This window comes from Corallococcus sp. NCSPR001, assembly GCF_017309135.1.
In the GTDB taxonomy this organism is placed as follows: Bacteria; Myxococcota; Myxococcia; order Myxococcales; family Myxococcaceae; genus Corallococcus.
In genome coordinates this window covers 5,365,704-5,386,679 of the sequence record NZ_JAFIMS010000002.1, presented here as the reverse complement: position 1 = coordinate 5,386,679, position 20,976 = coordinate 5,365,704, and the positions used below count along the sequence as shown (strand labels likewise).

20 protein-coding genes are annotated in these 20,976 nt (G+C 70.0%); 16 read left to right on the top strand and 4 right to left on the bottom strand.

Translation table 11 applies throughout. The annotated features are described in order from the left end of the window. Window positions 1–5: 5 nt before the first annotated feature. On the top strand, window positions 6–785 hold the full coding sequence (locus tag JYJ93_RS23760) for a class I SAM-dependent methyltransferase (RefSeq protein WP_269012410.1): 780 nt from the start codon (window positions 6–8) through the stop codon (window positions 783–785). Between the two features lies 1 nt (window position 786). Here JYJ93_RS23760 and JYJ93_RS23755 read toward each other — a convergent pair whose 3' ends face one another. Next, window positions 787–2,496 carry an HAD-IG family 5'-nucleotidase gene (locus JYJ93_RS23755; protein ID WP_206794911.1) on the bottom strand — a complete coding sequence of 570 codons (1,710 nt, stop codon included), beginning with the start codon at window positions 2,494–2,496 and terminating at the stop codon, window positions 787–789. A 71-nt stretch (window positions 2,497–2,567) separates the two neighbouring features. Between JYJ93_RS23755 and JYJ93_RS23750 the strand changes: the two genes are divergently transcribed. From JYJ93_RS23750 to JYJ93_RS23725, 6 genes are read left to right on the top strand one after another with little or no spacing between them, the layout of a single operon-like run. Then, entirely contained in the window at window positions 2,568–2,876 is a 309-nt protein-coding gene (locus JYJ93_RS23750) for a hypothetical protein (protein WP_206794909.1), read from the top strand. Beyond that, window positions 2,873–5,101 carry a serine/threonine-protein kinase gene (locus tag JYJ93_RS23745; RefSeq protein ID WP_206794907.1) on the top strand — a complete coding sequence of 743 codons (2,229 nt, stop codon included), beginning with the start codon at window positions 2,873–2,875 and terminating at the stop codon, window positions 5,099–5,101. The genes JYJ93_RS23750 and JYJ93_RS23745 overlap by 4 nt, the downstream gene beginning before the upstream one ends. A 5-nt stretch (window positions 5,102–5,106) precedes the next feature. Then, on the top strand, window positions 5,107–5,766 hold the full coding sequence (locus tag JYJ93_RS23740; RefSeq protein WP_206794905.1) for a response regulator transcription factor: 660 nt from the start codon (window positions 5,107–5,109) through the stop codon (window positions 5,764–5,766). Window positions 5,767–5,793: 27 nt separating this feature from the next. Further along, the gene (locus JYJ93_RS23735; RefSeq protein ID WP_206794903.1) at window positions 5,794–7,134 is read left to right on the top strand and encodes a pitrilysin family protein; all 1,341 of its coding nucleotides are present in this window, start codon (window positions 5,794–5,796) and stop codon (window positions 7,132–7,134) included. A gap of 5 nt (window positions 7,135–7,139) precedes the next feature. Then, window positions 7,140–8,642 carry a pitrilysin family protein gene (locus tag JYJ93_RS23730; RefSeq protein WP_206794901.1) on the top strand — a complete coding sequence of 501 codons (1,503 nt, stop codon included), beginning with the start codon at window positions 7,140–7,142 and terminating at the stop codon, window positions 8,640–8,642. After that, the gene (locus tag JYJ93_RS23725) at window positions 8,639–9,340 is read left to right on the top strand and encodes an RluA family pseudouridine synthase (protein ID WP_206794900.1); all 702 of its coding nucleotides are present in this window, start codon (window positions 8,639–8,641) and stop codon (window positions 9,338–9,340) included. Before JYJ93_RS23730 ends, JYJ93_RS23725 begins: the two co-directional genes overlap by 4 nt. 9 nt (window positions 9,341–9,349) lie before the next feature. On the opposite strand, the gene JYJ93_RS23720 is transcribed toward JYJ93_RS23725, so the two are convergent. Genes JYJ93_RS23720 through JYJ93_RS23710 form a run of 3 tightly spaced genes read right to left on the bottom strand, consistent with a single transcriptional unit; the run spans window position 9,350 to window position 12,207 of the window. Beyond that, window positions 9,350–10,192, bottom strand: coding sequence for a hypothetical protein (locus JYJ93_RS23720; protein ID WP_206794898.1), 843 nt, complete (start codon window positions 10,190–10,192; stop codon window positions 9,350–9,352). After that, window positions 10,189–11,601 carry a hypothetical protein gene (locus JYJ93_RS23715; RefSeq protein ID WP_206794896.1) on the bottom strand — a complete coding sequence of 471 codons (1,413 nt, stop codon included), beginning with the start codon at window positions 11,599–11,601 and terminating at the stop codon, window positions 10,189–10,191. The genes JYJ93_RS23720 and JYJ93_RS23715 overlap by 4 nt, the downstream gene beginning before the upstream one ends. A gap of 45 nt (window positions 11,602–11,646) precedes the next feature. Beyond that, entirely contained in the window at window positions 11,647–12,207 is a 561-nt protein-coding gene (locus tag JYJ93_RS23710) for a hypothetical protein (RefSeq protein ID WP_206794894.1), read from the bottom strand. A 235-nt stretch (window positions 12,208–12,442) separates the two neighbouring features. Between JYJ93_RS23710 and JYJ93_RS23705 the strand changes: the two genes are divergently transcribed. The 9 genes from JYJ93_RS23705 (at window position 12,443) to hisS (ending at window position 20,912) form a co-directional block, all read left to right on the top strand. Next, complete coding sequence (locus JYJ93_RS23705) at window positions 12,443–13,258, top strand: ABC transporter permease (protein WP_206794892.1); 816 nt, start codon at window positions 12,443–12,445, stop codon at window positions 13,256–13,258. After that, on the top strand, window positions 13,258–14,031 hold the full coding sequence (locus tag JYJ93_RS23700) for an ABC transporter ATP-binding protein (RefSeq protein WP_242543907.1): 774 nt from the start codon (window positions 13,258–13,260) through the stop codon (window positions 14,029–14,031). Before JYJ93_RS23705 ends, JYJ93_RS23700 begins: the two co-directional genes overlap by 1 nt. 119 nt (window positions 14,032–14,150) lie before the next feature. Beyond that, window positions 14,151–15,680 (top strand): MlaD family protein, encoded by a 1,530-nt coding sequence (locus tag JYJ93_RS23695; protein ID WP_206794890.1) that lies wholly within the window; start codon window positions 14,151–14,153, stop codon window positions 15,678–15,680. Between the two features lie 127 nt (window positions 15,681–15,807). Further along, window positions 15,808–16,734, top strand: coding sequence for a PfkB family carbohydrate kinase (locus JYJ93_RS23690; RefSeq protein ID WP_206794888.1), 927 nt, complete (start codon window positions 15,808–15,810; stop codon window positions 16,732–16,734). Between the two features lie 161 nt (window positions 16,735–16,895). Beyond that, window positions 16,896–17,234 carry a TIGR02266 family protein gene (locus JYJ93_RS23685; RefSeq protein WP_206794886.1) on the top strand — a complete coding sequence of 113 codons (339 nt, stop codon included), beginning with the start codon at window positions 16,896–16,898 and terminating at the stop codon, window positions 17,232–17,234. 7 nt (window positions 17,235–17,241) lie between these two features. Continuing rightward, window positions 17,242–17,973, top strand: a complete 732-nt coding sequence (locus tag JYJ93_RS23680) for a metallophosphoesterase family protein (protein WP_120526312.1) — start codon at window positions 17,242–17,244, stop codon at window positions 17,971–17,973. Window positions 17,974–18,074: 101 nt separating this feature from the next. Then, entirely contained in the window at window positions 18,075–18,749 is a 675-nt protein-coding gene (locus JYJ93_RS23675; protein WP_206794884.1) for a hypothetical protein, read from the top strand. A gap of 31 nt (window positions 18,750–18,780) precedes the next feature. Continuing rightward, window positions 18,781–19,623, top strand: coding sequence for an archaetidylserine decarboxylase (gene asd / locus JYJ93_RS23670; protein ID WP_206794882.1), 843 nt, complete (start codon window positions 18,781–18,783; stop codon window positions 19,621–19,623). Window positions 19,624–19,649: 26 nt separating this feature from the next. Beyond that, window positions 19,650–20,912: a histidine--tRNA ligase gene (gene hisS, locus JYJ93_RS23665; RefSeq protein ID WP_242544628.1), complete on the top strand. Its 1,263-nt coding sequence runs from the start codon at window positions 19,650–19,652 to the stop codon at window positions 20,910–20,912. Window positions 20,913–20,976: the final 64 nt, after the last annotated feature.

Sequence of the window (20,976 nt, the reverse complement as noted above, 5' to 3'; positions counted from 1 at the left end):
CGCTGGTGCCGCTTCCTCTCGCCGTCACCACCAGCACGAAGACGGATGCGGCCACGGTGCGCGAGGCGCGGGCCGTGGCGCAGCGGTGGAACCTGCCGTTCCTTTCGCGCCGCTCCAGTGAGGGCATCGCGCCCTGGCTGGGCACCAAGGTGGATGCGCTGCTCGTCGTGGGTGGCGATGGCGTGACGCTGTGGGAGCCGCAGGGTTCGTTCGGCTTTCACGCGGGCATGGCGCACCTGCGGCGCATGCGGCTGCGGCAGGGACAGCGCGATGACGCGTTCCTCAAGGTCGCGGAGATCGTCCCCGGGGATGCCGTGCTCGACTGCACCCTGGGGCTGGCTCAGGACGCGCTGGTGGCTTCGCTCGCTGTGGGTCCCACGGGCCGTGTTGTGGGTTTGGAGAAGAGCCTGCCGCTGTGCATCGTCGCCGCGGAGGGGCTCCAGCGCTACGACCGGGGCGCGGACTCGTGCGCCATCGAAGTGCTCCACGCGGATGCTCACTCGTACCTGAAGACGCTGCCCTCGAAGTCCTTTGACGTCGTCTTCTTCGATCCGATGTTCGCCAAGCCCAAGAAGGCCCAGCCCGCCTTCGACGTGCTTCGCCGCTTCGCGGAGCATGCCCCCCTCACTCCTGAGGCCGTGGAGGAGGGGAGACGTGTCGCTCGCCGGTGGGTCGTCGTGAAGGGCGCCCGCCACACCGATGACTTGAAGAAGGTGGGCATCCAGCCGGAGCCCACCTCGCGCTTCAGTGACGTCATCTGGGGGCGGCTGCCCGCGACGCCTTGAGCTACTCCTTCTCCGACCCCTTCGGCGGGCCCTCACTGCCCATCGGGGACATCTTGCTCGACAGCGCGCCGGCCTGCTCGTGCGCCATCAGGTCTCGCGGCGAGCGGTAGTACTGCATGGGCGAGTGGTGCAGGAAGTTCGACACGCGGCTCGTGTAGAGACACGCGTACTGCTCCACCTGGTAGCCGAAGCGGCTGTTCTCGTTGCCCTCCTTGAACAGCAGGCCCCAGTACGGGTTGAAGCCCTCCTCGACGTCGCGCTCCAGCGTGTCCGCGATGCCGTTGGTCTCCTTGAGCGAACGGCGCAGCTTCTCCAGCTCCGCCTTCACCTTCTTGCGCAGCTCCTCCACCTCCTGGCGCTCCGGAGCAGACAGTTCCTCGCGCTCCAGCCTGCGCTCCAGGGTGTTCAGCACCGTCTTGCGGTGGTTCACCTCGTCGTCCAGCCGCGCGCGCGTCAGCTCCACCTCTGACAGCGTGGTGATCTCCTCGCGCCGCGCGTCCGTGTACGTGATCTCGTCTTCAATCTCCTGGACGATCATGCACGTGCGCCACAGCGACGACTTCTTCGACTTCAGGATGTCGCCGTAGATGTGGTCGCCCACGTAGAGGATGTGCTCGCCCCGGTAGCCGGTGAACTCCTCGAACTGGGCCAGGTTGCCGCCCGAGTACACCGTGCCGCGCTCCAGCGACTTCGCCTCGCCCACGACCTTGCCGGCCTCCGTGGACGAGTCCAGCTCCAGGAACGGCCGCGCTTCCGTGAAGAAGGCCGGCTTGCCCGCCGCCGTCACCACGAAGTCGAAGTAGTTGCGCCAGCTGGGGTACTCCGGCAGCTGCCCGTCCAGCAGGTAGCGCATCACCGCGTTCGTGTAGTCCCACGCGGAGTTTGTCAGCAGGAACAGCCGCTTCCCGCCCGAGCGTAGCTTGTGCAACGCCGGCCCCAGCTCCGGATCCAGGAACACGTAGCGCGCCAGGTCCTTGCGGATCTCCCGCTTGAGCGAGTTGTCCCGGTGCACCGTGTCGATGGCTTCCCGGATGTCGTCGTAGAGCTTGCCGTAGTTCACGGTGTGCCCCAGCGACTCCATCAGCTCGATGATGCCCGAGTACAAACACGTCTCCGGCAACGCGAAGAGCGTGTCGTTCCACGCGAACTGCGGGTTGCGCAGCCGCACGCGCTTGTTGCGGTACAGCTCCTTCCACGCGTCGCGCTTGAGCGGCCTGAGGCCGTGGTACGCGCGCCCCACGTGACCGAAGCGGTCCATCTTCAGGACGTTGCCGTTGACCCGGTCCACCGCCAGCCCGCGCATCACGAAATGGTGGTCGTAGAGCAGGCCGCCCACGAACGGCGGGTAGCCGTACTCGCTGATCAGCTTCGCCAGCGTCATGTCGAACGACAACTGCTCCAGCCGGCGCATGTGGTAGATGGCCAGCGTGTAGTCCATGTCGAACCCGATGAGCTCGATGTGGTCCATGCGCAGGTTGCGGTTGACGAACACGTCCCGCGAATGCGGCACCTGGTCCGCGGCCTCGCGCGGCGTGGTGAGCAGCCGGCCGAGCACGTCGTCGGTGAGCAGGTCCCTCGCCCGGCGGGCCGCGTCGTCGGCGTGCTCGCGGCGGATGGAGGAACGGAAGCTCCCGTGCAGCGGATCCACGGAGGGTCCGCCAGGGATGGGCCTGACAGTCGAGAGTAGGGGCGACACGGGACCCCAAGACATAACACGCGCCGCGGGCCGTTCGCCCGCGTCCTTGCGGGCTTCGCACGGGGCTGGCACGCTCCCGTCCAACGATGCGCACCCCACGTCCAGCCCCGGCCTCGGCCGAGGACCTCCACGCGCGCCTGGCCGCTCGCATCACCGCGCTGGAGGACCGGGTGCGCCGTCTGGAGGCCCGGCTCGCCCTGGAGGCCCGCAAGCCGCCCGTCGTCCGCACCCGCGCCAGCACCTCCGCCGCCACCGTCCGCACCGCCAGGCCCCGGCCGCGCTGCCCCGGCTGCACCCTGGAGCTGCCCCGTGGACGGCGCGGTGAGTCGTGCGTGTGGTGTGGGTTCATGTTCGCCGCCGTGAGCCGTCGCAAGGCGCCCCGGAAGCAACGATGAGCGGGACGTACCGGCTCATCGGCCGCACGGAGGCAGGGGACCTCGCGGAGCTGTACGAGTCCCTGCTGCTGCCCTCCATCCCCGTCGCGGTGAAGCTCTTCCTGCCGCGCACCTCCGACCCCGCCTACGCCCGCTCGCTGGCGGAGACGGTGCGGCTGCTCCAGCCCGTGCGCCACCCGGGCCTCCTCCACGTCGTGGACGTGGGCTTCGTGCGCCAGCGGCTCGCCGTGGTGCGCGAGGACGTGGACGGCTTCACGCTGGGCGTCGCGCTCCAGCGCCTCAACACGAAGGAGGTGTTGCTGCCGCCCACGGTGGCGCTGTCCATCGTCATCCAGTTGTTGGAGACCGTGCAGCTCGCGCACGACGCGGGCGCCGTCCATGGGGCCATCACCCCCGGCAACGTGCTCCTGTCCCGCGACGGCTTCCCGGCCATCTGCGACTTCGGCGCGCTCCAGGCGCTCCTGTCCGTGCCCCAGCTCAAGCGCACGTTCGCGCACCGGGGCCGCAGCGCGTACCGTGCACCGGAGGTCACCCGCGGGGATCCGCCCACGGAGGCGTCCGACGTGTACTCGCTGGGCGCCATCGCGTACGAGCTGCTCACGTTGCGCGAGGCCGTGGTGCCCGGCAGCGGCGTGAGCACCCGCCGTGAGACGCTGCCTCCGCCCAGCCGGTTGGACCGGCGGATCAACTCGCGGCTGGATCCGGCGATCATGCGCGCGTTGGATCCGGCGCCCCAGCGGCGCTTCCGCTCGTGCGGCGAGTTCGCCCAGGCCCTGCGCAACTTCCTCTCCGCGGGCGGCGGCCTGCCCGGCGCGGAGGAGGTGGCGCGCTTCGTGTCGGAGCTGTTCCCCAACGAGGTGAGCCTCGCCGTACCCGGGCCCGTGCCGTTCGCGGAGCCCTTCCAACTGGAGCCCGTCTCCGGCGCGGAGATGGACGACCTGCACGCGGAGGAGCTCGAGGCCTCCATCGTCCAGCGCGCGCCGTACAGCCGCGCGCCCACGGAGCAGGAGGCCTCCGCCGAGACGCAGGAGGCCGCGCCCGGCTTCGAGGCGTTCCGCCCCGAGGACTACGCGCCGGATGACGACGCGCCCCTGGACGACGAGCCCGGGCCGGAAGGCGAACCGCGGAGCACCGAGCTCTCACCCGCGGGGCCGCTGGAGCAGGGCTGGGACGCGCCGCCTGGAGTGCTCGCGCAGAAGGCCCGCCGCCCGGACAGCCCGGCGTCCGCGCGAGCCGGGCGCAATCCTCGCGTGAAGGTCATCGAGGACTTCTCCGGACCACCGCTCGGGGACGATGAACCGCCCGTGCCCACCGGCCGCCGCGCGGCCATGCGCCCCGGCCCGGCGCTCGGGGACGATGAACCGCCCGTGCCCACCGGCCGACGCGCGGCCATGCGCCCCGGGGGCGCGGAAGAAGAGCCGGCGAAGCGCCCGGCCCTGCGCCCCGCGAAGGGGGCTGGCGGCAGGGCTCCTGGCCAGGAGACGGCGATCCTCCCCGCGGGTGGGGGAGTGCCCGCCGCCGCTGAGCGCCGGGGCCGCGCCGAACCCACCGAAGCCCTTCCCGCCGAGCCGCGCTCGGAGCGCCGCATGGCGCCTCCGAAGGCGGAAGGCCGCGTGCGCTCCGACATGGCCGTGCCCGCGCCGTCGGATCGGCACCTGCCGGTGCACCAGCGCTTCGACACGGTGGAGACGCCGCGCATGAGCGCGGTGGACGCCGGCACCCGCCGCAAGCGCCTGCTCTTCATCGCGGGCGGCATCGCGCTGGTGGGTCTGTTCATGTTCGCCGTCGCCGCGTGGCGGCTGGGCCTGGAGCCGGTGAAGGAACCGGAGCTGCCGCGTTACGACCCGAACGCGCCCGCGCCGCCCGCGAACCCGTCCGCGCTCAAGCCCATCGCGCCTCCTCCGCCCGCGCCGCCGCCCAACCCGGGCGCGCGGGACATCGAGGACGAGGACGCGGACGAGGACGCCGCCGAGCCCGGCGTTCCTCCCAAGAACCAGCGCGCGTTCCTCACGCTGCGCACGAACCTGCCGGCGAACGTCTTCATCGACGGGGCGAAGGTGCGCCGCGCGACGCCGCTGTTGAACTACCCGGTGCGCGTGGGCACTCGCGATATCCGCGTGGTGGCCATCTCCACCGGAGAGCAGAAGGACTTCCAGCTCCGCTTCTCGCGGGGCCAGCACCAGAAGCTGGAGGAGCAGTTCCAGCCTCCCCCCACCAGGCGGTGAGTTCCGTGGAGCGCACGCGCATCTTCGTCGTCGAGGACCAGCCCCAGCTCCTGAGGAACCTGGTCAAGGTGCTGGGCACCTTTCCGGAGCTGGAGATCGTGGGCACGTCCCAGGACGGCGAGCAGGCGGTGGACGACATCGTCCGTGAACGCCCGCAGCTCGTCCTTTTGGACCTGGAGCTGCCCAGCCTCAACGGCATCCAGGTGACCCAGAAGGTCAAGCGCCGCGCGCCCGAGGTGGAGATCCTCATCCTCACGTCCTTCGAGGACGAGCAGAAGGTCTACGAGGCCATTCAGGCGGGCGCGTCCGGCTACCTGGTGAAGCGGGTGGGGCCGGAGAAGATCCGCTCCGGCATCCAGGAGGTCATGGACGGGGGCACCGTGCTGGAGCCCATCATCGCCCGGCGCTTCTGGAACTACTTCCAGTCCATCCAAGCCAGGCCCACCCAGAAGCCCGCCGAGCTGCCCTGGGGGCTGACGGCCGTGGAGCTGGACGTCCTGCGCTACGTGGCCAAGGGCCTGTCCAACGCGGAGGTGGGGCGGGTGATGACGCTGGAGCGGCGCACCGTGCGCACGCACCTGTCGCATATCTACCGGAAGATGGGCGTCAACTCCCATGTGGACGCGGTGGTGATGGCCCTGCGTCAAGGTGTCGTGGATCTCTAGCCGCGCCGTGGTTACGGTGTGGCACCTATGTCCAAGGCATCCCCGCGGTCCACCGCCGTGCGCGCGGTGGACCCCACCCTCGCAGCGCTCTTCGACGTTCACGAGGCAACCCTGCCCAACGGCCTCAAGGTCCGCCTGCTGGCGAACCATCAGGCCCCGGTGGTCAGCCTCTACACCTTCTTCCAGGTGGGCAGCCGCAACGAGCGGCCCGGCATCACCGGCATCAGCCACCTGTTCGAACACATGATGTTCAACGGGGCCAAGAAGTACGGCCCCAAGATGTTCGACAAGACGCTGGAGTCCAACGGCGGCCGCTCGAACGCGTACACGTCCAACGACATGACCGTGTACTACGACGACTTCAGCGCGGACGCGCTGGAGACGGTGCTCGACCTGGAGTCGGACCGGATGCGCTCCCTGCGCATCTCCGACCAGACCCTGGCCAGCGAGCGCCAGGTCGTGATGGAGGAGCGCCGCGTCCGCGTGGACAACGAAATCCCCGGCATGATGGACGAGGAGCTGGGCACGCTTGTCTACAAGGCGCACGCGTACCGCTGGCCCGTCATCGGGTGGATGGCGGACATCGAGAACATCACCCGCGAGGACTGCCAGGAGTACTTCCGCACGTACTACGCGCCCAACAACGCGGTGCTCTACATCGTCGGGGACATCGACCCGAAGAAGACGCTCGCGCTGGTGAAGCGCTACTACGGCAACATCCCGCGCGGCCCCACGCCCGCGCCGGTGCTCAACGCGGAGCCGGAGCAGAAGGGCGAGCGCCGCGCCGTGGTGCGCCACCCCGCGCAGTCGCCGTCCGTGATGATCGGCTTCCGCGGCCCCGCCGCCAGCAACGAGGACACGCTGGTGCTGGACGTCGTCCAGTACATCCTCACCAAGGGTGAGGGCAGCCGGCTGGTGAAGTCGCTCGTGTATGACCAGAAGGCCGCCGTGTCGGTGATGCTCGACTGGAGCTGGCGCATCGACCCGGGGACCATCCTGTTCTACCTGGAGCTCAAGCCGGACTCGGACGCGGCGAAGGTGGAGGCCCTGCTGTACGCGGAGCTGGAGCGGCTCGCGCGCGAGGGCGTCACCGACAAGGAGCTGCAGAAGGCGAAGAACAACCTGCGCGCGGACCACCTGCGGGAGCTGTCCACCAACAGCGGCCGCGGGCACGCCCTGGGCCACTATGAGGCCCTGCTGGGCGACTGGCGCGAGGGCCTGTCCCTGCCGACCTTCTACGCGTCCGTCACGGCGGAGCAGGTGAAGGCCGTGGCCGCGAAGTACTTCGCCCCCGAGCGCCGCTCGGTGGTCACCCTCCATCCCGAAGCCGGCGCCGAAGAGGCCGGTGACGAAGCGGCGGAGGCTTGAACCCAATGGCCTCCCGAAAGATCGCCAACGTGAAGAGCACCGTCCGCAAGGCCGCCAAGGCCGTGCGCAAGCAGGCCACCGCCGCTCGCAAGAAGGTCGCGCAAGCGAAGAAGGCCGTCCCGGCCCAAGCCAAGAAGCTGAAGAAGCTGGTGAAGGCCGCGCCGCAGCCGAAGTCCGCCGCCACCGGCGAGCTGAAGCTGCCCGCGCTGCATGAGAGCACCACGTCCACGGGGCTGAGGGTCATCGCCGCCGAGCGCGGGCCGCTGCCGCTCGTCTCCGTGCGGCTGGTGATGCGCGCGGGCGGGGTGTGGGACCCGGCGGGCAAGGACGGCCTGGCGGACTTCACCGCGCGCCTGCTGCGCCGGGGCACGAAGCGCATGGACGCGGATGGCATCAGTGAAGCCATCGAGTTCGTGGGCGCCAGCCTCTACGCGGGCGTCAACGAGGACGTGCTGTCCGTCTACCTCACCACGCCCGCGGAGCACTTCTCCGCGATGCTAGACGTGCTGGGGCAGGTGGTGCGCGAGCCCACGTTCCCGGAGAAGGAGGTCGTGGACGCGCGGGAGCGCGCGCTGGCGCAGTTCGCCAACGACCTGGATGATCCGTCCTCCATCGCGGACCGCGCCTTCACGCGCGCCATCTGGGGTGACCACCCATACGGGCGCGACCTGGGCGGCAACAAGCGCACCGTGTCCACCTTCACCCGCGACGACGTGGTCCGCTTCCACGCCGAGTGCATGGGACCGCGCATCTCCCTGCTCACGGTGGTGGGCGCCATCGACCCGGCGACCGTGGCCGCGGAGGCCGAGCGCGCCTTCGCCGGCTGGACGGGCGGCCCCGACGCGGATCCGATGCTGCCCCGCAAGCAGGAGCCGCTGGCCAAGGCCGGCACGGTGCTGCTGGTGGACAAGCCGGACCAGACGCAGTCCCAGGTGCGCCTGGGCGGCCCCGGCTTCTGGCTGGGCCACGAGGACTACTTCCCGGCCACGGCGATGAACATCGCGCTGGGCGGCGGCTTCACGTCGCGGCTGATGAACGAGATCCGCGTCAACCGGGGCCTCACCTACGGCGTCAGCTCCTACTTCGACACGATGAGCGCGGCCGGCATCTTCGCGCTCTCCACGTTCACGAAGACCGCGTCCACGCGGGAGATCATCGACGTGGCGCTGAAGGAGATCCACGGCGTGCGCGACGGCGGCCTCAAGCCCCGCGAGCTGAAGGACGCGCAGAGCTACCTGGCCGGCCTGTATCCGCTGCGCACGGAGACCAACGAGTCCGTGGCCTCCGTCATCGCGGACATGCGCATGCACGGCCTGGGCGACGACTGGGTGGAGAAGTTCCGTGACCGCCTTCGCGCGGTGACCCCGAAGGACGTGGCCGCGGCGGCGAAGAAATACGCCTTCGCGGACCGGCCCGTCATCGTGGTGCTGGGCAAGGCGTCGGAGGTGAAGCCGCTCCTGGAAGGGCTGGGCCCCATCACCGTCGTGCCGGCGTCGGACTACGAATGAGCAGTGACGTTCCCCGCGTCCTCTTCGAGGACGCGGGCGTGATGGTGGTGGACAAGCCGGCCGGGGTGCTCGTCATCCCCGGCCGCGAGGGCGGTCCGTCCCTGCGCGACACGCTGGAAGCGCACCTGGGCCGCAAGGTCTTCGTGGTGCACCGGTTGGACAGGGACACGTCCGGCGCGCTGGTGTTCGCGCTGGACGCGGCCGTGCACCGCGCGCTGTCCCAGGCCTTCGAGACAGGCAAGGTGCGCAAGCGCTACCGCGCCCTGGTGGAGGGCCGGCTGGAGGCGCCCCGGATGGTGGACGCGCCGCTCGTCGCCGGACGCAAGGGGCGCATGCGCGTGGCGAGGCCGGAGGAGCCGGAGGCGAAGCCGTCACGCACGCGGGTGCGCCCGGTGGAGACCTTCGCGAGCGCGTCGCTGGTGGAGGCGGAGCCGCTGACGGGCCGCACGCATCAGATCCGCGTGCACCTGCTGTCCCTGGGGCATCCGCTGCTCGTGGACCACCAGTACGGCCGCGAGGCGCCGCTCACGGAGGGCGACCTGGGAGGGCAGGGGAGTCAGGAGGTGCTGACCCGGACGCCGCTGCATGCCGCCCGGGTGGAGTGGCCCGCGTTGCCCGGGCTGCCCGCGCGCGGCGTGGATGCGCCGCTGCCCGCGGACATGCAGCGCACGTTGGAGCTGCTGCGCGCGGCGGGGTGAGGCGCGGCGCTACTTGTACGGCTCCAGCCGGAACGTGTTGGAGTCGCCGCTCACCCCGAAGCTGTCCATCGCGGTGAGGCGCACGTTGCCCGCGGGCGCGTCCATGACGATGTTCGCGTTGCACACGCCGACGTCGCACGGGCCGATCTTGGAGGGGGTCACCGTGCCTCGCGAGGCGCTTAGCTCCACCGAGCCCTGGAAGTGCCCGGCCCTCGGCCCCTGGGCGCGCACCGTGATGGCGAAGGCCGTGCGGCTCACACGCGTGCCTTCGATGACGTCGAAGCTGAAGCCCGTGATGTCGCCCGCGCGCATCGGCACGTCCGGCCCGGGGCCCGCGTCCACCTGCTCTCCGCCGTCCGTGGTGTCGACCCCGCCGTCGAAGTCGCTCTCGAGGGGCCCCGCGTCGGTGAGGATGAGGATGCCGGCGTCCTCGGTGAGGGGAGGGTCGATGACCTCCTGCCCCGGAGGGCGCAGGGTGAGGGCGCCTTCGGCCACCGCCTCGCGCCCGTCATCCAGTCGCAGCCGCACCGCGTGCGGGCCGGCGCCCAGCCCCCGGGGCACCGTCACGATGGCGACGCCCGCCGGGTCGAAGCTCGACACCACCGCTTCCTGCTCATCCATCCAGATGCGGCCGGAGCCCATGCGCGCATCCACCTTCTCCTCTCCGTAGTCCACGGCCATGCTGTAGCGCGCGTCGAAGCGCACGGTGACGTCCTCGTCCTTCGCGTTCACCGGCAGCGTCGCGGGCTCCACGCCGACAATGGTGGGCGGAGGCAACGCGGACGGGTCCCCCGAGCAGGCCCACGCCAGCACCGCCATCCCCACCGTGGTGGCCAGGCCCGCGCGCATCACGGGACGAACCTCAGCCCCGCGGACACGGACACGCCACCCAACTGGGCGCGCAGCGACGGTGTCTCCACCGGCGCCAACGCCGCGCGCACCTCCGTGAGGAGGCTCCAACGGCCCAACCGATAGGCGCCCTGCGCGGCCAGGAATCCCATGGCGCGCACTCTGCGCTCCTCCACGGCGGCAGGAAAGACGTCACCGGTCCCAATGCCTTGCGTCGACAGGTGATGGCTCAAAGCCAGCACTCCGCCGCCTGCACGGCCGTCCAGCTGAAAGGAACCCCGCTGGAAAAGGGTGGCCCGCGCGGACAGAAGCAGGGGAATCCCCCACACGCGCGAGTGCACCTCCGTGCCTCCCTGCTGGCCGTCCAGACTCGCGTGACGCAGGCCCACCTCCGCCTCCGCCGCCACGCGCCAGTACGGCACCGGCACCGGCAGCGGCACGGAGACGCCCAGCCCCAGCAGCGGCCCACCATTGGCGCCGCTCGCGAACGCGGCGCCACCCAGGAGGAACAGCGACGGCCGTACCGCCGCCGCCGGGACCAGGACACCGTGTGCCGGGAAGGGTCTGTCGGTGTCGATGATCGCCACCTCCGCGGGCCGTGCGGGGGCGGGCTTCACCGCGCCCTGGAGCTTCACCGCGTCCTCGACGGGCGCATCCCTCCAGCGAACGGTGACGGACACGTCCGTGGCGTCCGCGCGCGGCTGCACCGCGTAGCGCGCGCGGTCCTGCTCCACCGGCTTCACGGTGGCGCCCTCCGCCTCCACGGTCAGCTCCGAGGGCGCGATCCGCTCCTCGTCCCCCGCGATGATCAGCCAACCACCGCCCTCCACGGGCAGCGGATCCGGCGTGAGCGCGGCGACGAGCGGGCGCCCGGCGGGCACCTCCAGCGGCGCGCTGCGATCCGTGGTGAGCGTGCCCCGCGTCGCGAGCACGCGCGCCTGCGTCGCATCCGGCGGCACCTCCACGGGCACCTGCGCCTGGCCACGCCCATCCGCCTTCACCGGACCGAAGCGCGCGTCGCCCACCACGACCACGACCTCCGCGCCCGGCGCCGTGGACACGTCCAGCGTGGTGCGGCCCAAGAGGGGCAGCCGGACAGTGGTGACCTCCGGCGCGCGGCCGTCCTCCACCCAGAACGCGAGCACCGCCCACAGCGGGTAGCGCACCGGCGGCGGCGTCCAGTGGAAGACGCGCTCGGCGCCGCCCTCCACCCGCGTCCGTTCCCAGGTGCCGGAAGAGGCCGCCGCGCGCACCGGGCCGGCGCCCCTGGGCACCCGCACCCGCACCTCCACGGTGACGTCCTGCCCGAGCACCACGCGCCCGGGCGTCGCCTCCACCTCCGGCGGATCCGCCCGTGCGACGGCGGCACCCAGCATCAGGAGGCAGAGAACGAGGGGGAGCGGCGGACGCATACGGGACACCCAGCACCCCAGTTGACCGCCGCTCCGGCCTCCGGGTCAATCCCCGGAAGGCAGGGAAGTCTCAGCGGCCGTGTCCGCCTCCGGGGGCGGCTCGGCCTGGGGCTTGTCCGCGGGGCCGGTGTGCTTGTTCGTCGGCGGACTGAAGACGGGCTTGTCCGCCGGAGCGCCGCCCCTGCCGTGCACCAGCGTCTTGGTGTCCGAGCGGAAGGTGAGGTCCACCTTGTCGCCGCGCACCGCCGTCACCAGGCCCACGCCGAACGTCGGGTGGTGGAGCACCTGATCCACCTTGTAGGTGTCCTTGGGGCTGTACTTGGGCGCGCTCGCGATGTCCTTGCCCGCCAACTGCTCGTCGAAGGAGATGACCACCTTCTCCGCGCGGGGCGTGCTGGAAGAGGCGCGGGGAGCGCGCGTCGCGGCGGCCTTGGTGGGGCGGTCCGTGACGCCCGCCGCGCCACGGAACGCGTGGTCCCCGCCGCACGTGTTGCAGCGGACGCGCACGATCTTGGGACCGACCATCGCGAGGATGGTGTGCGCCAGGTTCATCTTGCAGCGGGTGCACTGGGCATCCACCTCGCCGCCGACCTTCTGAGTAGCCATGCTGTCGTGTCGCTCTGGCCCGGCAACTCCCCTGGAGGGCGCGCCGGGCGTGGAAGTAAAGAGGGCCGCGCAACATAACGGCCGACCCCAGGCGGAGGAAGCCCCATCGCATCCCACCCGCGCGCCGCGTGGGAGCCCTCCGGCCAACCAGCCGATGGAGGTGGGGGTGGGATGGGCCATCGCTCTGTTCCCTTGTGCCGCCGTCCGGAGCACGTAGAGTCGCCCGCCTGAACGCATGACCACCGAGACCCCCAGCAAACCCAACCGGTTCACCGGCGCCTTCACCCAGTCGGTGGAGGGGCTCGGCAAGGGCATCATCGACGTCATCAGCAGCATTGGCGGCGTGGTCGCCCTGGGGCTGGACGTCTTCCGCTGGAGCGTGCGCCGCCCGTTCCGGCTGCACAACCTCTTCACCCAGCTGGACTTCGTGGGCGTGGGCTCCATCTTCATCGTGGGGCTCACAGGCACCTTCACCGGCATGGTGTTCGCCCTCCAGACGTCCACGGCGTTCGCCCTCTTCGACGCGGAGAGCCTGGTGGGCCCCACCGTGGCCCTGACGCTCACGCGAGAGCTGGCCTCCGTGTTCGCCGCGCTGATGGTCACCATGCGCGCCGGCTCCGCCATGTGCACGGAGCTGGGCACCATGCGCGTCACCGAGCAGGTGGACGCGCTGGAGACCATGGCCGTCAACCCGGTGCAGTACCTCCTGGTCCCCCGGGTGCTCGCGGGCCTGTTCATGGTCCCCGCGCTCACCATGCTCTTCAACACCACGGGCATGAGCGGCGCCTACGTGGTCGCCGTCTTCGGCCTGGGCATCTCCCCCGGCACCTTCCTGTCCCGCACCCAGCAGTGGATGGCGCCAGCGGACGTCTACGAGGGCCTGCTCAAGGGCGCCATCTTCGGCCTCTCCGTGGCCCTCATCTGTTGCTACAAGGGCTTCAACGCATCCGGCGGCGCCAAGGGCGTGGGCCAGGCGACCACGGAGGCGATGGTCTCGAGCGCGCTGGCCATCTTCATCCTCGACTTCATCGTCGGCATGTTGATGCACTGATGAGCTCTACGACGGCGCCCGGCTCCGAGCGGGCCATGATCGACATCGTGGACCTGCACAAGACGTTCGCGGGCAACAAGGTCCTCACCGGCATCAACCTCACCGTGCCCGCGGGCAGCACCTGCGTCATCCTGGGCGGCTCCGGCTCCGGCAAGACGGTGCTGATGAAGCACATGATCGGCCTGCTCAAGCCGGACAGCGGCCAGGTCATCATCGACGGGCAGGACATCGTCCCCATGAGCGTGGAGGGGCTGCAGCAGGTCCGCCGCAGCTTCGGCATGGTGTTCCAGGCCGCCGCGCTCTTCGACTCCATGACGGTGTTCGAGAACGTCGCCTTCCCGCTGCGCCAGCACACCAAGCTGTCCGAGGACGAGATCCGCGTCCAGGTGAGGAAGCGCCTGGACCTCATGGGGCTCAAGCGCGAGGTGGAGGGCCGCTTCCCCGCGGACCTGTCCGGCGGCATGCGCAAGCGCGTGGGCCTGGCGCGCGCCGTGGTGCTGGACCCGAAGGTCGTCCTCTATGACGAGCCCACCACCGGCCTGGATCCCATCACCACGGACTCCGTGGACGACATGATCCTCACCGCGCAGAAGGAGCTGGGCGTCACCAGCGTGGTCATCAGCCACGACATCGCGTCCGCCTTCAACGTGGCCAATCAGATCGCCTTCCTGTCCAAGGGCGTCATCGTGGAGCACGGCTCGCCGGAGCAGCTGCGGGAGTCCCAGCACCCGGCCGTCCAGGTCTTCCTCCAGACCTGGTTCGGCAAGAACTAGGACATTCAGGTAGGGAATCCGGTCCCCCAAGGATTCCAGTCCCTCATGAAAAGCTGGCACCCGGCATGCAAATCGTTAGAGTCGCGCGCGGCCGGTGGTAGCGCTCGGAGTCACATCAGGTGAAGAAGCTCGTCACGCCCTTCCGTGTTGGCCTGCTGGTCCTCGCCGCCGGAGGATTCCTCATCACGTTCGTGCTGTTCGCCAAGAAGGGCGGGCTGAGCGACAGTGATTCCACCCAGGTGTGGGCCTACTTCCGGGACGCGTCCGGCCTGGCGGTCCGCGGCCGGGTGCAGATCGCCGGTATTCCTGTCGGCGAAATCAGCGACATCAGCCTGGAAGGAACCCGCGCGAAGATCTGGCTGAAGATCCGCAAGGGCGTGGACCTGCGCCAGGACGCCGCGGTCACCAAGCGCTCGGAGTCGCTGCTGGGTGACTACCTGCTGGATTTGAACCCGGGCACGGAGCAGGCGCCGGAGCTGGAGAACGGCGGGCAGATCCGCCGCGTCATCGACACCCAGGGCGTGGAGGCCGTCTTCGAGTCCCTGTCGCAGATCACCTCCGACATCCAGCAGGTGACGGGCGCGCTGCGCGAGGTGCTGGGCGGCGAGAAGGGCGCGGGCAGCCTGGAGCGCATCGTGGAGAACCTGGTCCGCCTGTCGGACTCGGTGGACGCGACGGTGCGCCGCAACACGGACCGCCTGGACACCATCATGGCGAACGTGGAGGGCGTGTCCTCCGACGTGCGCGCCATCACCCAGGGCAACGGCGCGGAGGTGACGCGCATCGTCACCAACGTGGAGCGCATCACCCAGGACGTCCGCGAGGTGCTGGGCACCGTCAAGAACATCGTGGGCAGCGGGGAAGGGGAGTTCAAGGAGAGCGTCTCCAGCCTCAAGCAGACGCTGGGCCGGCTGGACAACACCCTGGCCAACCTGGAGGACATCACCCGCAAGGTGAAGGACGGCGAGGGCGCCGCGGGCGCGCTGCTCACCGACGAGCAGCTGGGCCAGCGCCTCAGCGAGGCCGTCACCGACGTGAGCGAGTTCGCCACCCGCCTGAGCACCCTGCAGACGGAGGTGGGCCTGTTCAGCAGCTACCTCGTGGCCCAGGGCGCGTCGAAGAACGGCCTGACGCTGAAGCTCATCCCCAAGCCGGACAAGTACTACCTGCTGGAGATCATCGACGACCCGCGCGGCTCCGTCAGCACGCAGGTGGTGCAGACGAACCCGCCGTCGGAGGGAGATCCGGTCATCCAGACGCAGAAGGTGACCAAGGAGTCCTTCAAGGTCAGCCTCCAGTTCGCCAAGCGCTACTACTTCACCACCCTGCGCGTGGGCCTCATTGAATCCACGGGCGGCGTGGGCGCGGACCTGCACCTCTTCGACGACGCGCTGACGCTGAAGATGGACGCGTTCAACTTCACGGCGGACGAGCTGCGCTACCCGCGCCTGCGCGCCATGCTGAAAGCCCAGGCGTTCGACCACCTGTACGTCATGGCGGGCATGGACGACATCCTCAACGCCAGGCAGCGCGACGCGGCCACCCGGCGCCTCATCGCCGGCCGGGACTTCTTCTTCGGCGCGGGCTTCTTCTTCACCGACGACGACCTGAAGGCCCTCATCGCCACCACGGGCGTCCCGACCTTCTAGACCGTTGTCCCCTTGACGTTGCCGGGAAGGTGTCGTACCCGGCACGGGCACGGGGTTTCCCCTGGAACGCGCCGTGCCCTGACGCGAAGCCTTACGCGCGCCGGGTCACCCCCAGGAAGAAGCCTCCATGTCTCTGCTCGTCGTCGGTTCAATCGCGCTGGACTCGCTGGAAACGCCCTTCGGCAAGAAGGAGGACGTGCTGGGTGGCTCCGCCACCTACTTCTCCACCTCCGCGTCCTTCTTCAGCCCCGTGCAACTGGTGGCGGTGATTGGCGAGGACTTCCCGGAGTCGCACCTGCAGTTCCTGCGCGGGCGCGGAATCGACCTGGAGGGGCTGACCCGTGAGGCCGGCCGCACCTTCCGCTGGAAGGGCAAGTACGGCTGGGAGCTCAACGAGGCGCAGACGCTGGACACCCAGCTCAACGTCTTCGAGTCCTTCTCGCCCAACCTGCCGGCCGCCTACCGCGAGACGCCCTACGTCTTCCTGGGCAACATCCACCCGGAGCTCCAGTCGCGCGTGCTGGACCAGGTGAAGGCGCCCAGGCTGGTGGCCGCGGACACGATGAACTTCTGGATCCAGGGCAGCCGTCCCGCGCTGCTCAAGACGCTCCAGCGCGTGAACCTGCTCTTCATCAACGACGCGGAGGCGCGCCAGCTGTCCGGCGAGCACAACGTGGTGAAGGCCGCCCGCGCCATCCTGGCCATGGGCCCCTCCCGCGTGGTCATCAAGCGCGGCGAGCACGGCGCTCTCCTCTTCGACCAGGACCACATCTTCGCCTGCCCGGCCTTCCCCCTGTCGGAGGTGTTCGACCCCACCGGCGCGGGTGACACCTTCGCCGGCGGCTTCATGGGCACGCTGGCCAGCTCCGGCGGCAAGGTGGACCAGCAGGTGCTGCGCAAGGCCATGGTCATGGGCAGCGTGATGGCCTCCTTCACCGTGGAGAAGTTCAGCCTGGAGCGCCTGCGCGAGGTGCAGCGCCCGGAGATCCACGCCCGCTTCGCCGAGTTCAAGAAGCTCACCCACTTCGACGACCTGGGCCCGCTGGGCGGGTAGGGGAGCGCTGGCAAGGGGACGGATGGCCCGGTGTGGAACTTGACGGGCCGCACCCACCCTCCCTAGGCTCGGGCGGACGCAGTGGATGAATAAATCCGGTGCGGACGTCCTTTTTCAGCGCCGACGTGGACGGGAAGGTGTCACGTCGGGAGGTCCCCCGGTTGAGCGAGAATCGAAAGCACGCGCGGGTCGGCACCCACCTGCGCTGCTGGTGCGAGGGTGAGAACGTGACCCTGTATGCACGCATCGCCAACCTGAGCGAGGGCGGCCTCTTCCTGAGGACGAGCACCCCGCTGGCGGCGGGGACGCGGGCGCAGGTGAGGCTCACGCAGCAGGCGACGGACACGCAGTTGCAGGCGCAGGCCACGGTCGTCTGGTTGCGGCAGGAAGAGCAACCCGCCGGCCGCCCCCCGGGCATGGGCCTGAGATTCGAAGCGTTGGACGCGGACGCACTGACGAGTCTGCGGCGCATCATCTCCCAGCAGCAAGCCCACCCCTAGGGTCCCCATGCGCATCGCCGTCATCTCCGACATCCACTCCAACATCGAGGCCCTCACGGAGGTGCTGAGGGTGGCGGAGCACCAGAAGGTGGACCGCTTCGTGTCGCTGGGGGACATCGTCGGTTATGGGGCGTCCCCCAACCCGTGCTGTGACCTGGTGCGCTCGGTGGCGGAGATCACGCTCCTGGGCAACCACGACGCCGCGGTGGCGGGGCGGATGGACTACTCGTACTACTACGACGCCGCCCGGCACGCGCTCGACTGGAGCGCCAACGTCATCTCCGACGAGAACCTGGCCTGGCTGCGCAGCCTCCCGTACACGTACCGCATTGGCGAGGTGGGCTTCTGCCACGGGTCGCCCATCGACCCGAAGGCGTACGAGTACATCTTCGCGCTGGAGCAGGCGCGGGAGCTGACGCCGTACGTGGCGGAGCTGCCGGAAGTGACCTTCATCGGCCACAGCCACCTGTGCCGCGCGTTCGCCATTGGCAACGGCGAGGTGAACGACGTGGTCGCGCAGAAGTTCGTGCTGCGCAAGGGCTACAAGTACATCGTGTCCGTGGGGAGCGTGGGCCAGCCGCGCGACTACGACAACCGGGCCTGCTTCGTCATCTGCGACACGGACGCGCGCACGGTGGAGTACCTGCGCGTGGAGTACGACATCGAGACCTCCGCGCAGAAGATCTTCGACGCGGACCTGGCGCTCAACTTCGGCAAGCGGCTGTTCCTGGGCGTGTAGGCCGGACCCGCCGCCCCATGCGGAAAAGGGGCGCGGCCGGATGGAAGGTGGCATAAACCGGGGCCGTGCGCCCCCAGGTCCCCCGTCCGATGCGGCCCTTCATGGGCCTTGGCCTCGCAGCATTGCTCCTCGTCAGCGGGTGCAGCCGCTCGCCCGCGCCGTCCTCGCCCGAGTTCGAGCAGGCCAGCCGCCGGTGGACGGCGCTCTACGCCCAGAAGCTGGACGGCGCGTATCTGGACCCCTCCATCGGGGAGATTGAAGCGCAGCTGCAGCGCGTGCCCGCGGACAGCGTGGACTCGCTCGCGTCCCAGGACCTGCTCCAGCGCATCCAGGCGGGCCGCACGCGCATGCAGGCGGCCCAGGAGGAGCAGCGCCGCGCGGTGGCCAACGCCGGCTCGCTGCCCACGATGGACCCCTCCTCGACGAACTTCCCGCGCCAGGCCGAGCCCGAGGCGGCCGAGCCCGTGGACGCCGGGCCGGGGGACGCCGGGGTGATTGCCGGGCCCCAGATGGGCACCCCGGCCTCCGCGCTGGTGGCGGGCTTCGAGGGCTGCTTCGGCCGGGGCACGCCCGTCACGGTGGAGGGGCGGGGGATGCGGGACACCTGGCAGCTGAGCGACCGGGCGTCCTGCCAGCTGGGGTATCCCAGCCACCGGGACTCCGTGCTGGTGATTGAAGACGGCCGGGTGTTGGCGCTGTTACCCAAGAGCGCCGTGCGGACCGTGCGCCGTTATGAGGACGGCGGCACGGTGCCCGTGAATGATGGCGGGCGTTGAACCTCTCTCTTTCAAGAGCTGACGACCTTCGATGAACGAACAGACCTTCATGAAGTTGATGCGCGTGCTGCCCAAGTCGGCGGTGTCCTCCGCGGTGGGCCTGGCCACGCGCCTGCCCGCGCCCGCGCCGGTGCACCACTGGGCCATGCGCACCTTCGCCAAGGCGTACAACGTGGACATGGAGGAGGCGGAGCACTCCTTCGAGAAGTACCCGACCTTCGCCCAGTTCTTCACCCGCGGCCTGAAGCCGGGCCTGCGCCCGGTGGACGCCGGCGAGAAGGTCGTCGTGTCCCCGGTGGACGGCCGGGTGTCCCAGGTGGGCTACGCGGACAACGGCCGCTGCCTGCAGGCCAAGGGCATTGAGTACACGGTGGACGAGCTGTTGGGCGACGCGCAGGCGGCGAAGCCCTTCCACGGCGGCGCCTGGACGACGGTGTACCTGTCCCCGCGCGACTACCACCGCATCCACTCGCCGCTGGGCGGCACCATCACCGGGTACGCGTACATCCCGGGTGAGTTCTGGCCGGTGAACCCCGCGTCGGTGAAGAACAAGCAGTCGCTGTTCTGCGTGAACGAGCGGCTCGTCACGTACCTGGACACCGTGGCCGGCAAGGTGGCGGTGGTGAAGGTGGGCGCCACCTGCGTGTCGCGCATCAAGGCGTCCTACGAGGACATCACCACGCACGTGGGCCAGCCCGGCAAGGTGCACAGCTACAGCGCGGGCATCCCGGTGGAGAAGGGCGGCGAATTGGGCCGCTTCGAGATGGGCTCCACCGTCATCCTCTGCTTCGAGCCCGGCCGCGTGCGCTGGGACGACAGCATGCAGCCCGAAGCGGTGGTGCGCATGGGCACGCGTATCGGAGTCATCACGTGAGCCAGAAGATCAACGGCGTGAAGGGGATGAACGACCTTCTGCCGGGCGAAATCGAGATCTGGCAGTTCGTCGAGTCCACGGCGCGCACGCTGTTCGGCCGCTTTGGCTACGGCGAGGTGCGCACGCCGATGGTGGAGGACACGGCCCTCTTCGTGCGCAGCGTGGGCGAGGAGACGGACATCGTCGGCAAGGAGATGTACACCTTCGAGGACAAGGGCGGCCGCAGCCTGTCCCTGCGTCCGGAGGGCACCGCGCCCGCGGCGCGCGCGTACATCGAGCACTCGGTGAACAACCAGGAGCCGGTGTCCCGCTGGTTCTACATGGGGCCCATGTTCCGCTACGAGCGGATGAAGACGGGCCGCTACCGCCAGTTCTACCAGATTGGCGCGGAGGCCTACGGCGCGAAGGAGCCCGCGCAGGACGCGGAGCTGATGGACGTGGTGGTGCAGTTCCTGGAGGCCCTGGGCCTCACGGACATCAGCCTGAACATCAACTCGCTGGGCGACGACAACTGCCGGCCCGCGTACCACGCGAAGCTGGTGGAGTACCTCAACGCGCACCGGGAAGAGCTGTGCGCGGACTGCCAGCAGCGGCTGGAGCGCAACCCGCTGCGCGTCCTGGACTGCAAGAACGAGAAGTGCCAGGCGGTGGCCGCCGCCGGGCCCAACGTGCTCGAGTTCCTGTGCGAGCCGTGCCGCGCGCACTTCACGGACCTGCAGCGCAAGCTGGGCGTGCTGGGCATCAAGTACGTGGTGAACCACCGGCTGGTGCGCGGCCTGGACTACTACACGCGCACCGTCTTCGAGTTCATCGCCTCGCACCCCGCGCTGGGCACCGCCAGCACGGTGGGCGGCGGCGGGCGCTACGACAAGATGATGAAGGGCCTGGGCGGGCCGGACGTGCCCGCGGTGGGCTACGCCATGGGCCTGGACCGGCTGGTGCTGCTGCTCAAGGAGAGCGGCAAGACGTTCGTCCAGCGGCCGGACCTGTTCATCGCCGTGGCGGACGAGGGCTCGCAGGACGAGGGTCTGAAGCTGGCCAGCCGCCTGCGCCGCGAGGGCCTCAAGGTGGACTTCGACACGCGCGGCGGCAGCCTCAAGAGCCAGATGAAGCGCGCGGACAAGTCCGGCGCCCGCTTCACGCTGGTGCTGGGCGAGCAGGAGCGCACCACGGGCCAGGCGAAGCTCAAGCCCATGGCGGGCGGAGAGCCCGTCCCCGTGGCGCTCGACAGCGTCGCCGCCACCGTGCGCGCGCAGCCGGACGCTCCGGCTCCGGTCCCCACGGCCTGATCCAGAAGCCCCTCCGGCATGACGCGCCAGGCCGGAGGGGAGGGGGGCGGCCTGTCTTCCCTGA

What these genes read in the sequence shown, in the direction of transcription:
- asd (WP_206794882.1), top strand. Translation starts at nt 18,781, where the DNA reads ATGAACGAACAGACCTTCATGAAGTTGATGCGCGTGCTGCCCAAGTCG.
- JYJ93_RS23745 (WP_206794907.1), top strand. Translation starts at nt 2,873, where the DNA reads ATGAGCGGGACGTACCGGCTCATCGGCCGCACGGAGGCAGGGGACCTC.
- JYJ93_RS23730 (WP_206794901.1), top strand. Translation starts at nt 7,140, where the DNA reads ATGGCCTCCCGAAAGATCGCCAACGTGAAGAGCACCGTCCGCAAGGCC.
- hisS (WP_242544628.1), top strand. Translation starts at nt 19,650, where the DNA reads ATGAACGACCTTCTGCCGGGCGAAATCGAGATCTGGCAGTTCGTCGAG.
- JYJ93_RS23710 (WP_206794894.1), bottom strand. Translation starts at nt 12,207, where the DNA reads ATGGCTACTCAGAAGGTCGGCGGCGAGGTGGATGCCCAGTGCACCCGC.
- JYJ93_RS23750 (WP_206794909.1), top strand. Translation starts at nt 2,568, where the DNA reads ATGCGCACCCCACGTCCAGCCCCGGCCTCGGCCGAGGACCTCCACGCG.
- JYJ93_RS23680 (WP_120526312.1), top strand. Translation starts at nt 17,242, where the DNA reads ATGCGCATCGCCGTCATCTCCGACATCCACTCCAACATCGAGGCCCTC.
- JYJ93_RS23675 (WP_206794884.1), top strand. Translation starts at nt 18,075, where the DNA reads ATGGGCCTTGGCCTCGCAGCATTGCTCCTCGTCAGCGGGTGCAGCCGC.
- JYJ93_RS23735 (WP_206794903.1), top strand. Translation starts at nt 5,794, where the DNA reads ATGTCCAAGGCATCCCCGCGGTCCACCGCCGTGCGCGCGGTGGACCCC.
- JYJ93_RS23705 (WP_206794892.1), top strand. Translation starts at nt 12,443, where the DNA reads ATGACCACCGAGACCCCCAGCAAACCCAACCGGTTCACCGGCGCCTTC.
- JYJ93_RS23725 (WP_206794900.1), top strand. Translation starts at nt 8,639, where the DNA reads ATGAGCAGTGACGTTCCCCGCGTCCTCTTCGAGGACGCGGGCGTGATG.
- JYJ93_RS23700 (WP_242543907.1), top strand. Translation starts at nt 13,258, where the DNA reads ATGAGCTCTACGACGGCGCCCGGCTCCGAGCGGGCCATGATCGACATC.
- JYJ93_RS23755 (WP_206794911.1), bottom strand. Translation starts at nt 2,496, where the DNA reads ATGTCTTGGGGTCCCGTGTCGCCCCTACTCTCGACTGTCAGGCCCATC.
- JYJ93_RS23690 (WP_206794888.1), top strand. Translation starts at nt 15,808, where the DNA reads ATGTCTCTGCTCGTCGTCGGTTCAATCGCGCTGGACTCGCTGGAAACG.
- JYJ93_RS23715 (WP_206794896.1), bottom strand. Translation starts at nt 11,601, where the DNA reads ATGCGTCCGCCGCTCCCCCTCGTTCTCTGCCTCCTGATGCTGGGTGCC.